Below are 11,385 nucleotides of genomic sequence, written 5' to 3'. Positions count from 1 at the left end.
CCTGAAACGGTCTCCAGCAGTCTAACGCCCTGCCCCGCGCTCAGCGTGCAGCCGTGCGCGCCGCGACACCGGTCACCTTCGCCGGCATCCACATGCCCGGCGTCCAGCCGCTGGCGGCCAGGATCGCCTTCGGGTTGTCCTGCTGGATCAGCGCACGCACCGCATCACGCTTGTCCTTGGCCTGGAGGTAATAGGCCTTGGCGATGCGGTACCCCACCCAGTAACCCAGGTCATAGGGCTCCCGCGAGCCCGGCTTGTAGTTGTACAGCCACGGCGACAGGTCGGTGCTGTCCAGATCCAGTGCGAATGCACTTTCGATATGCACTTCCCGGCCGCGCGTCCACGCCGCGTGGCCCCCATTGCCGACGTTGCCGGAAATCAGTTCGGTGATGAACTCGGCGATGCCTTCGCCCAGCGACACGCGCAGCACGGTCGCGCGCGGATCTCCCGGCTCGAAGTCGCTCAGGCCGGTCTGCTGGATGTGCACGTACTCGTGTGCGATCACGTGCACGAAGCGGTCCTGCACACTGGGATTCATGAAGTCGGCCGCGCACAGCGCTTCCAGGCCGATGATCACCCCACTCTTCGAGGTCAGCCCCACAGGCCGGCCACGGCCCACTGCGATGGTCACCGGCGGGAACCGGGTCTGCGGATAGATCGCCTGCAGGTTGGCGAACACCTGTACGAGGCGCTGCTTGACCGCCGGCAGCTCGGCCAGGCAGTTTCGCCCCTGCGCATACAGCTCGGGCTGGCTGGCGATGGACTCGGCCATCCGTTCGGGAGTTACCCGGCGCGCCTTGGCCAGCTCCGCCAGGCCCGTCGAACCTTCGGCCATGTATCCACGCAGCTGCGCAACACTGGGTTTACCGCCAGCACCATCGTAAAGCGCATAGAAACGACTGACATCCTCGGTGAGGATCTGCGGCCCCGCCGGAGCTGCCGCCGTGGCCACGCCCGTCGCCCCGGCACAGGCCAGGGCCAACAGGCCGCGCAGGATCATGGACATCGCTCCGTCCTTGGTGGAGTGCATGCGAAGCGCGCAATCTATCACTCCGCACGGCCAACCGCAGCAGGCGGATGCGGGCACCCCGGCGCTGTGCCAGACTCGCTTCGGCACCTGCCACGGAAGATGGAGCACCGCACGATGATGATCGTTCCCGCGTACTGGGCCGAAGCCCGCCTGCAGGCCCGTTTCCGCGGCCGGCCGGTGGTCGTGCGTCGCTTCGGCTGGTCCGACGAAAGCCCTGCCGAGGCCCAGGGACACGCCGACCGCCGTGCCAACGAAGCACTCAACGCCATTCTTGCCGGGCAGGCGCTCCCGCGCCGCGAAGTGCGCAGCAATTACGGCGTGGAAGGGGTACCGATCCGCGAGCAGATCGTGCAGCGCGACAGCGATGTCATCATCACCCGCAACAGCTATGGCGCGCTGTGCCTGAACACCCCGGACGTGCTGTTCGCCGACATCGACCATGCGCAACCACCGGCAGGTTGCGTGATGCCCGCCCTCATCGCCGCAGCGCTGCTGTTCGCCGGTGCCATCATCGGCACCCTGCTCTGGCACTGGCTGGTGGGACTGGTACTGGGTGTGGCGGCCGTGGTGCTGGTGAACGCCGCGATGCTGATGCAGCGCAAGCGGCGCCTGGCCGCCGCCGGTGGCGCCGAAGGTGTAGCCCTGCAGCGCGTCGCAGCCTTCATCGAACAGCATCCGGATTGGCATCTGCGCGCCTACCGCACGCCGGCCGGGCTGCGTGTGCTGGCGATGCATGCCTCGTTCTCGCCCGAGGACGAGCAGCTGCAGTCGTTCTTCAAGGCACTGGGCACCGACACCCTGTACGCGCGCATGTGCCGGCTGCAGCATTGTTTCCGTGCGCGACTGACACCGAAGCCGTGGCGCGTTGGCCTGAAGTACCGCATCCGGCCACCGGTGGCCGCATGGTCAGCCGAACAGGCCAACAATCCGGATCGACTGGCCTGGATTGCCGAGTACGAAAAGAAGAGCGCCGGCTTCGCGGCCTGCGCTTATCTACGCAGTTTCGGCGATACCACCCGGGTGCATGCCAAGGCCGAGCACGTGCGCGATCTGCATGACCGGCTGTCGCACGCGCAGGATCGTCTACCGCTGGCGTGAGCGTGGCGGACGCTCAGTCAGCGCTCTGCACGAACGGCTGCCCTGCCAGGGTAGTGCCCAGCCGCACCGCGATCTGTTGACCGTCCTTTTCGAAGGTCGTCGCACACTGCTTTCCGTCCTTCTGGCATCCGACTTCCGGAAAGCCGTCCAGCGATTCCGGCGCGCCCTGCGCAGGCTTCGCATGCCAGCCTGCGGCGTCCAGCAGGCGCTTGGCCTTGGCGTAGGGCATGCCGGCGATGATCCCCAGCTGCGCCAGTTCGGTGGGCAGTGGCTGCGCACCTGCAGTTGAGACCAGGACCAAGTACAACGTTCCAGCAAGAAGGATGGCTTTCATTGCAACGACCCGGGGCGAACTCACAGGGTCAGCCTAGCCCATCTGCATGGCATGCGAATGTGTCGGTAACACGTCGTTACCGAGTCTCCACAGTTGATTGCAAAGCCGTCGGCATCATTTACATGTGGACAGCAGCCGAGCATGGGCTCGGCTCTACAGGATGCAGAAAGGCCGCCCGGAGGCGGCCTTTCCACGGCAGTCGCGCAAGCTCGACTCTACTTTGCGTTCTTCACGTAAGTGTCGAACCAGTTAAGCATTTCCGCCACCAGCTGTTCGTTCGATTCCAGCGCGGTGTACCAGTGCGGTTCGTTCGGCAGCATCACCAGGCGGGTGGTGCCACCGTTGCCGCGGATCGCCTGGTACAGCTTGCGCGACTGGAACGGTTCGGTGCCCGGGTTGGCGTCGTCCTCGCCGTGCACCAGCAGCAGCGGCAGCTTGATCTTGTCGGCGTAGAAGAACGGCGAGGCCTTCAGGTACACCTGCTGCGCCTGCCATACCGAACGACGCTCATTCTGGAAGCCGAACGGGGTGAAGGTCTTGTTGTACGAACCGCTGGTCGCCACCCCGGCCTTGAACAGGTTGGTGTGGGCGATCAGGTTGGCGGTCATCAGGCCACCGTGGCTGTGACCGGTCACGCCGATGCGGTTGCGATCGACCACGCCCATGTCCACGGCCTTGTCCACCGCGGCCTTGGCATCGGCTTCCAGCTGCTCCAGGTAGGTGTCGTAGGCGTTCTTCGGGTCACCCACGATCGGGAACGAGGCGTTGTCGATGATCGCGTAGCCGGCCAGCAGCATCAGGCGGTACGGCTGCAGACGGGTGAAGGTCTGCTGCGAACCGGACACCTGACCGGCCTGCGCTGCATTGGCGAAATCGGCGGGATACGCGTACAGGATCGCCGGCACGCGCTGGCCTTCCTTGTAGCCCGGCGGCGTGTACAGAGTGAACGACAGGTCCACGCCGTCGGCGCGCTTGTAGGTCACCAGCTGCTTCTTGATCTGGCGCACTTCCGGGGTCGGGTCGACCAGCCTGGTCAGCGCGGTCGCGGTAGAGGCGAACTGCGCTTCGCCGGTCTTTGCGCCGGCCACCGCTTCACCCTGCTGGCGGATGAAGGCATTCGGCGGATCGATCACCGACTGGTGCCAGGTCAGGTAGCGCCCCGGCGTGTTGCTGAAGCCGAGGAACTGTTCGTAGGCGTCGGCACTGCTGCGGAACAGGCGCTCGCTCTTCAGCGTGCCCAGGTCCAGGCGGTCGAGGAAAGGGCGGTCACCCTGCGGTGAGGCGCCACGGCCGCTGAGGAACACGTGGTTGCCATCCTGCCGTACGACCTGCGCGCCATTCGGCAGGCGGGTGAACACGAGGTTGCCGGGATTGCCGTACAGCTCATCGCTGGACATGTCCCACAGCAGGCGGCCTTCCTTCTTCGGCTGGTCCACATCGACGATGCGGGTCTGCATCCAGTGGCGGTTCTCGTCGTTCTCGTACTGGAATGCCACGGCCGGATCGGCGGTCCACGCGAAGCCCTCGAATCGCTGCGCGGTACGGGTGATCTCGGTCGGCTTGCCGTTGAACGGGGCCTTCAGCATCAGCACTCGGTCACGGTGCGGCACGCTGATTTTCCAGTCGCCCTTGTCCAGCGCTTCGGCATAGACCAGAGTGGCCGGATCGGTGGCTCGCCAGTCGAAACCGCGCGGGCCCTCTGGCACGCCGTGCACCGGCACGCGATCCGCCAGCGGCAGGCTGGCGATCGGCGTGCTGCGCCCGTTGCTGACATCCAGCACTGCCACATCGTTGGCGAAGCGCTGGTAGGTCACGGCATGCGAGTACGGGGCCTTGATCGATTCGGTCAGCACATGCACGCCATCGGGCGCGGCGCTGACCTCGTTGAACAGCGCCGGCTGCCCGACCGGGCGCACGCTGTTGGCGGCGGTATCGACCACGGCCAGCTGCGACGCACCGTAGTAGGCGAACAGCTTCTCGTCATGCACGCTGGTCAGCGTGTCGCGGGCTTCGTAGGTGCTGCTCTCGCCACTGCTGCCCAGCGACTCCTGCGCATCCGGACCAGTCGGCACGCCACCGTTGGACGGCGCCGGACCCTGATTGGCCGGTACCAGCTTCACCAGCAGGTTCTGGCTGCCGCCCAGCCACTGCACGGTGTAGCCGAAGATCGGGTTCAGCTGCACGTTCGGCACCTGCTTCACCTGGCCGGTCGCAGCATCGCCGACCCACAGCTGCACGCTGGTATCAACCGCATTCTGGAAGGCGAAATGGCTGCCGTCAGCCGACCACAGCGCGCCGGTGGCGCAGCCCTGCGGCAGGTTGACCTTGGTTTCCTTGCCGCTGCCGATATCGACCAGGGTGAAGTCGGCCACGCAGGCCGGAATACCGTAGCCGCCGGGAGTGTCATGGCGACTGCGGTTCTTCGGCTCCAGACGCACACCGGCCAGCTTCAGGTACGGCTGGGCGACGCGGCTGATCGACGGATAGGTCTGTGCGGTGGTCAGCAGCAGGCGCTGGCCGCCCGGGGCCACGTTCGGTGCCGGCGGCGGCGGCGCCTTCAGCACCTTGAGCAGGTGTTCCGGCGGCTTCGCGTAATCGGCAAGCGCCGGGCCAGCGGCCAGCAGGCCGACAGTGGCAACGGCAACAGCCGCCGCCAGAGAGGTTCGACGGATCAGCATCCTTATCCCCTGGGGTGTGAATGGGTACCCGGAATCGGGCATGGCCCCGAATCTAGCACCGCAGAGGTTGTCGTGAATGGGCCGGAAGGGCTAGTGGCCGGATGGAGCAAAGTGGAGTGCAGGTGGCCGGACGGCCATTGCGAGGCATGGCCTGGCACTACTGCTGGGCGTGCAGGTCCCAGGCGGTCAGATAGTCCGGGTCGACCACGATCATGCCGCTGTTGCTCATCCGGTACTCGCCCGGCTGGGCCGGCAGGTACTGGTCGAGCATCGGCGGCAGGTAACGCTCGTGGCCATCGTTCTCGTCGGCCAGCACCACACCTTCATCGGCACTGATGCGCAGCACTGTTCCCGCATACTGCTCCAGTCCCTGCACCTGGCCGTCGCCGCCGTAGCGGGTCACCCCGACCAGCACCAGTTTTCCGATCATTTCTTCGACCTTGGCATCGTCCAGGGCCGGCAGCATTCGTTCGTATTGGTCGCTCATCGGTGCACCTCCAAAGCCTGCAGGATCATCATGGACAAGCCAGCCTTCGCGCTGCAAAGGCCATCGGGCAACGCAGGGACAATCTGACGGGCGTATGTCTGTATTGCAGGGCCGGCACGTCAAGGCCGGGACCGCGTCGGGTGAACAGTGGCGGATGCTGTGGGTGGCGGCCATCCGTGCCGGCAAAGTGGCCGTATCAGACCAGGGTCAACACCACGCGTTGCATTGCATGCAGGGTAAAGCGTGACAGCTGCGCTGTTGTTGCATGACGGCCTCCTGTTGAAGGTCACACGCGAAGTTGATGCTCCATGGACCCGATGCTGACATCGCGCGCGGAATGGTCAAGTGAAGAATGCGCACCCGTTCACCTTTTGTATCGCATTCGGGTGCCTCGATTACGCTTAACCTCTGCTTCACCCGGCTGCACCTAGGGTCAGCCTTCAATCTGCAAGGAACGCACATGCCCCGGTACGCATTCATACGACCGTGGACGCTCGCACTTTCAGCGGCCACGCTCTGCGCCTGCGCACATGCCGCCGACCGCACGCCGACTTCTCAAGGAACCGACACCATGGCCCCATCTGTAGCCGAGACTTCCCCGCCCTCTCCGCTCAACGCCGAGCAGTTGCTGTTGCGCCTGCTGGACCTTATCAAGACGACGACCTCCACCCGCGAGCTCACCGCCGAGCGCCTGTCCGCGGCGATGCAGGCGCCGGCGCAGGTCTTCGGCCCCGGCCACTTCGGCTATGGCGGCACGCTGACACCGGAATGGGGCTATGGCCTGGAAGTGCAGCGGGCCGGCACTGCCGACGCGCGGCTGGACCTGAACTTCATGGACACCAGCAGCGATCGCAAGGCCTCGGCTGCGGCGATCTGCCAGGTCGACTTCAACCACTTCGCTTCGGCACTGGATGCCGCCGGCTTCAAGCGCGAGACGGTGCGCGGCGAACACGGCCGGGTGATCTACGACCGCTTCGATCGACCGCAGCTGAGCATCAAGGTCGACACGATGCCCGAGACCCCCCACGCCCTCGGCGACGCCACGCATGCCTGCGTGCGTCTTGTCACCGTGCAGTAAGGGGAGACATCAATGAAGACCCTTTCCGCAGAAACGGAACGCCTGCTGGGCGAGTTCGCCGGCAAGACCGACGTCACCAGCGACCAGGTCGACAACCTGCGCAGCGTCATCGCGGGCTCGCCCGTGCTGGCAAAGCAGGTGGACGCAGCCATCGCGGCAGGCTATCTGGAACGCTTCGAACTGTTGCCCGCCACAAGCAATGCGGGTGGTACCTACGAGACCGGCACGAAATCCATCAACCTGCCCGCCAGCAGCTTGTCGACCCCGGCGGCGCCGGACAGGTTCGACGCGGCCGAGGTCACCTTTGTACTCGGTCACGAGATCCAGCATGGCTTCAACGATGCTGATGTCGAGCGTGCCTACGTGCAGTTCGATGCCGACGTGGAGCAGATCGCAGGCCGTACCACCAGCCATGATTACACCGAGGCGATCGGCACCCTGCTCGTGGCCAACCGCCGCGATGAGGCCTCTTCGAACATCGCAGGCTGGAATGCGCTGGTCAGCCAGGTACGTGCCAGCAACCCGGACGCTACCCTGCGCGACCTGTATGAAGCCAGCACCCGCTCGACAGACGTCATCCAGTCGCGACCCGGCCCGCCGATCACCTATGCACCGCACCCGGAGCTGACCCTCAATGCGGACCTGACCATCTCCCCCACCGCAGCCAACATCGAGGGAATGGCCAAGCACTATTACGATCAGGGCGTCAGCACCGGCCTGGGCCATCATGGGAATTCGGACTACCAGAATTTCTACGGCGTCCAAGCGATCGAACTGGCCAGCGGATACGAGGCCGCGAATCCAGCGCCCGACGGCGTCAGCCGGATGGAAGTGAACATGAAGAAGCTGGGCCTGGACGAGCGCCTGCTGGAGCAGAACGGGCTCAACCTCGGCGAGGGCTCGCCTCCGCGCCAGCCCTACTTCGATACCAGTACCTCGCCGTCGACGCTGCGTTACTTCGACCACACTGAGGGCAGGCATACGCATGTGCCGATCACCGCACAGCATGCGGTGGAGGGCGATGGCATACCGACGCTGCTTGCGGAAGGCCGTGACCGTTCCCTGCACGAGCAGATCCGCGGCAAGGTAGCAGAGCTGGATGCTGCCAACGGGCGTAGTTTCGATGCATCCAGCGAGCGCCTGAGCGCCAGCCTGCTGGTGCTGGCCCGCGAAAACGGGCTGGACCGGGTCGACCATGTGGTGCTCAGCCGCCAGACCGATGGTACGGGCGCGGCGCAGAACATCTTTGTGGTGAAGGGGCCACTGGATGATCCAGCCTCGCTGCGCGCTTCATCGCCCACTGCCGAGGCCGCACAACGCCCCGTGCAGGAAAGCCTGGACACACTTGCCGTGGTCAACCGGCAGGCCGATCAGGCCTCGCAGGAGCAGACCCGCGCACAGGTGCAGGAACAACAGCGCGGTGCGCTGGCTCACTGACAGTGAATGACGTGGAGCCGCCGGGGCGCCCCGGCGCTCCCTTGGCGGCACCCACGCTAGAATGCGCGCATGCGCACCGTACATGCCCTCCGCTACATCACTCCCTTACGGGAAGGTGGCTCCCTGCCGGCCGTGGTCGAGACCGACGACGACGGCATGGCCGTGCTGAAGTTCCGTGGCGCCGGCCAGGGACCGAAGGCACTGATCGCCGAACTGATCGCCGGTGAGATGGCGCGCACGCTGGGCCTGCCGATTCCGGAGATCCTGTTCGTGGAGCTGGACCGCGAGTTTGCCCGCACCGAGCCGGATCCGGAGATCCAGGAACTGATCCGCGCCAGCGAAGGTTTGAACCTGGGCCTGGACTACCTGCCCGGTGCGATCAACTACGACCCGGCGGCAATGCCGGTGGATGCCGATCTGGCCTCGCGCATCGTCTGGTTCGATGCGTTCACCAGCAATGTCGACCGCACCACGCGCAACCCCAACCTGATGGTGTGGCACCGCAGGCTGTACCTGATCGATCACGGCGCGGCGATGTACTTCCACCACGATTGGGCCAATGCTGGCGATGCCTGCGAGAAGCCGTTCGTTCTGATCCGCGACCATGTGCTGCTGTCGTTCGCCAGCCGCATCGCCGAGGTGGATGCCGAGCTGGCCGCGCGCCTGACCGATGCCGAGATCGAGCGTATCGTCGGCCTGGTGCCGGACAGCTGGCTGGTGAATGAGCCCGCGTTCGACAGCCCGCAGGCCTACCGCCAAGGCTACATCAGTTATCTAAAGCACCGCCTGAAAGTGCGTGCGGTGTTCGTGCAGGAGGCCATCCGTGCCCACGCTGCACACGTATGACTACGCCGTCATCCGCGTGGTACCGCGGGTGGAGCGCGAGGAATTCATCAACGTCGGGGTGATCGTCTCCTGTCCCGGCGCGCGTCATCTGGAAGCGGCCATCGAGATCGATCCGGCACGCCTGCAAGCCTTCGCCCCAGCGCTGGACCAGGAGGCGCTGCAGCCGTGGCTGGATGCGATCGTGGCCATCTGCCGCGGCGACGCGACCGCCGGACCAATCGCGCAGCTGCCCGCGCGTGCGCGCTTCCATTTCCTCACTGCCAAGCGCAGTTCGGTGGTGCAGATGTCGAGCACGCACGTCGGCCGCACTGCGGACCCGACAGGTGTGGTGGAACATCTGATGACGAAGATGGTGCGGGTGCCGGAATGACCGGCACACGTCGCGATCAAAGCGGCACACGTCGCGCGATGTAATTGACCACATTGCCGATCGCATCCGGATCGACATTGGCCAGCCCAACGATCACATAGCCCTGTGCGGGCAGCACCACGATGGCGCTGTTGGAGCCGGGCGCACCGCCTTCGTGGCCGTACTGGTGCTCCCTGCCCTCGCCCTGCACCACGAAGCCGAATCCGTACCAGCCCTTGTGGTTCTGCGCCGTGGTGGCCTGCTGCAGCAATGCAGGTGAGACCAGCCTTCCACTGCGCAATGCCTCGGCGAATTTCACCATGTCGGCCACCGTGCTGTAGCCACCACCGGCTGACATGCCGCGCCAGGGCAGCGACTTCGTTTCACGGACCCATTGCCCATCCTTCTTCGTATAGGCGACGGCACGCTGCGGGACGCTCACTGTTTCCGGCTCGAAGCCGGTGCCGGTCATTCCAGCCGGGCGCAGGATGTGCTCTTCCAAATACGCGTAGTACGACTGCCCGGAGACGGCCTCGATGATCCGCCCAAGCACGATAAAGCCATAGTTCGAGTAGCTGTCCTGGCTGCCCGGCGTGAAGTGCGGTGCATCCCTGGCAAAGCGCTGCACATAGTCATCCAGCGTCTTCAACGACGCGGAATACTGCTCGAAATCGTCGCCGAAGAAATCGCCCAGGCCGCTGGTGTGGGTCAGCAGTTGGCGCACGGTCACGGTACCGGCAACGGCCTTGTTCGGATAGTCCGGCAGATGCTTGCCGATCGTGTCATCAAGGCTGAGCTTGCCCTCCTGCACCAGCTGCAGGAGGGCCACTGCAGTGAACATCTTGTTGGAAGACGCAAGGCGGAACTGCGTACCCACGCCCACTTGAATACCAGCGGTGCGATCGGCATCGCCACCGCGCCAGTCCAGCAGCACATTGCCGTTCTGTGCCACCTGCAACGCACCCGACAGCGCATCCTGCGCCCGCAGCGCCTCCAGTTTTGCTGTGGCATCGGCCATCAGCGCAGGCAAAGCAACCCTCTCCGGCTTGAACTTGTCCGGCGTTTCAGTGCCTTCGATCTGGAACTGCTTCACATGCGCCGGGCTGGCCGGATCCATGACGGCCGTCACCCACATCGCGCGCTCGCTCAGCTGGCCCATCACCAGCAGCTTCGCCTGGCTGGGCGCGCTCTCGAGTGTTTCCAGCACGCGCAGTGGGCCGGTGCTCTCGCGGAACTCGAGATAGTCCTTGGGACTACTGCCTTGCTTCTTCGCATACCTGTCGGCGAATGCCTGCAACGCATCGAGGCTGCCTGCATTGAACGCCGCAAGCCAGTCATCGATGGCATCCTGCGCGCGCGGATGTGCACGTTCGGAAGATGTTGCGCCAACTGCTGGAAAAACCGACGTGGCCATCAAGACCGAACATGCCAGCGCATTGCAGAGAAGCAGACGTCCAACAGCCCTCATGGCAGTTCCTTTGCGGGGATCCCTGGGCGCATCCTAGACGAAGGAACCACCCGCCGCATCTACGCTAGGGAGTCTGCCGCAACACCTCTACGGTGACGTTGAATGCCTCGATGCGCTGCCATTCGTCCCGTTCGTACGGCAGCGATTCCACCCCCATGCCGATCTGGTATCTCACCGCGTCCGGACCTTCGCGCCAGTAATAAGGTTCACCGTTGCTCCAGCCGCAGCAGACGTAACGCAACGCAGGCAAGCCGAACGTTGCGTGCAGGAAGGCTTCGACCTTCGCTGCCTGGGCACCCGCAACGCGGTAGTGGACTTCGATCGGCTTGATGTAGGAGGCATCGTTCTGGCTGCAATCCACGTACTCCAGGCCTTCTGGTTTCCGGCCCATTGCCTTCAGGAAGTCCTGGCAGACCGTGTCAGGTCGGGCCAGGCCATCGGCACGACCGTGCGCTTCCCACTCCGCCAGCGCCTGCGCTGGAAGTTCGGCAGCCTGCAATCCGGAGCTGAACAGCAACGCAGGCAGCACCAGCCGCAGGAAGCGCGCGACACGCTGCAGCCATGGAAGCGACATGAGGAT

Annotated in this window: 11 protein-coding genes; 5 read left to right on the top strand and 6 right to left on the bottom strand. The window is 64.9% G+C overall.

Annotated elements, in window-relative coordinates:
* Positions 1 to 40 precede the first annotated feature (40 nt).
* The gene (locus tag V9K93_RS13100; RefSeq protein WP_337302675.1) at positions 41 to 1,006 is read right to left on the bottom strand and encodes a DUF2268 domain-containing putative Zn-dependent protease; all 966 of its coding nucleotides are present in this window, start codon (positions 1,004 to 1,006) and stop codon (positions 41 to 43) included.
* A gap of 138 nt (positions 1,007 to 1,144) precedes the next feature.
* On the opposite strand from V9K93_RS13100, the gene V9K93_RS13095 reads away from it, so the two are divergent.
* Positions 1,145 to 2,128, top strand: a complete 984-nt coding sequence (locus V9K93_RS13095; RefSeq protein WP_337302674.1) for a hypothetical protein — start codon at positions 1,145 to 1,147, stop codon at positions 2,126 to 2,128.
* 13 nt (positions 2,129 to 2,141) lie between these two features.
* On the opposite strand, the gene V9K93_RS13090 is transcribed toward V9K93_RS13095, so the two are convergent.
* The 3 genes from V9K93_RS13090 to V9K93_RS13080 all read right to left on the bottom strand — a co-directional run bounded on the left by V9K93_RS13090 (position 2,142) and on the right by V9K93_RS13080 (position 5,627).
* Positions 2,142 to 2,462 carry a hypothetical protein gene (locus V9K93_RS13090; protein ID WP_337302673.1) on the bottom strand — a complete coding sequence of 107 codons (321 nt, stop codon included), beginning with the start codon at positions 2,460 to 2,462 and terminating at the stop codon, positions 2,142 to 2,144.
* Positions 2,463 to 2,677: 215 nt separating this feature from the next.
* Entirely contained in the window at positions 2,678 to 5,140 is a 2,463-nt protein-coding gene (locus V9K93_RS13085) for a S9 family peptidase (protein ID WP_337302672.1), read from the bottom strand.
* A gap of 157 nt (positions 5,141 to 5,297) precedes the next feature.
* Entirely contained in the window at positions 5,298 to 5,627 is a 330-nt protein-coding gene (locus V9K93_RS13080; protein ID WP_006376346.1) for a hypothetical protein, read from the bottom strand.
* Positions 5,628 to 6,198: 571 nt separating this feature from the next.
* Between V9K93_RS13080 and V9K93_RS13075 the strand changes: the two genes are divergently transcribed.
* The 4 genes from V9K93_RS13075 (at position 6,199) to V9K93_RS13060 (ending at position 9,358) form a co-directional block, all read left to right on the top strand.
* A complete protein-coding gene (locus V9K93_RS13075) occupies positions 6,199 to 6,705 on the top strand; it encodes a hypothetical protein (RefSeq protein ID WP_337302671.1) in 507 nt (168 codons plus the stop codon).
* A 12-nt stretch (positions 6,706 to 6,717) separates the two neighbouring features.
* Positions 6,718 to 8,142 carry an XVIPCD domain-containing protein gene (locus tag V9K93_RS13070; RefSeq protein ID WP_337302670.1) on the top strand — a complete coding sequence of 475 codons (1,425 nt, stop codon included), beginning with the start codon at positions 6,718 to 6,720 and terminating at the stop codon, positions 8,140 to 8,142.
* 69 nt (positions 8,143 to 8,211) lie between these two features.
* Positions 8,212 to 8,988, top strand: coding sequence for a HipA family kinase (locus V9K93_RS13065; RefSeq protein ID WP_065724459.1), 777 nt, complete (start codon positions 8,212 to 8,214; stop codon positions 8,986 to 8,988).
* Positions 8,966 to 9,358 carry a DUF3037 domain-containing protein gene (locus V9K93_RS13060; RefSeq protein WP_046986795.1) on the top strand — a complete coding sequence of 131 codons (393 nt, stop codon included), beginning with the start codon at positions 8,966 to 8,968 and terminating at the stop codon, positions 9,356 to 9,358. Before V9K93_RS13065 ends, V9K93_RS13060 begins: the two co-directional genes overlap by 23 nt.
* 16 nt (positions 9,359 to 9,374) lie before the next feature.
* On the opposite strand, the gene V9K93_RS13055 is transcribed toward V9K93_RS13060, so the two are convergent.
* Together V9K93_RS13055 and V9K93_RS13050 are read right to left on the bottom strand one after the other, a co-directional pair.
* On the bottom strand, positions 9,375 to 10,805 hold the full coding sequence (locus tag V9K93_RS13055; protein ID WP_337302669.1) for a serine hydrolase domain-containing protein: 1,431 nt from the start codon (positions 10,803 to 10,805) through the stop codon (positions 9,375 to 9,377).
* Between the two features lie 64 nt (positions 10,806 to 10,869).
* A complete protein-coding gene (locus tag V9K93_RS13050; RefSeq protein WP_337302668.1) occupies positions 10,870 to 11,379 on the bottom strand; it encodes a DUF4952 domain-containing protein in 510 nt (169 codons plus the stop codon).
* Positions 11,380 to 11,385: the final 6 nt, after the last annotated feature.

This window comes from Stenotrophomonas sp. CCNWLW162 (assembly GCF_037203745.1).
Classification (GTDB): Bacteria; Pseudomonadota; Gammaproteobacteria; order Xanthomonadales; family Xanthomonadaceae; genus Stenotrophomonas; species Stenotrophomonas maltophilia_AQ.
This window is presented reverse-complemented; position numbering and strand designations above follow the sequence as displayed.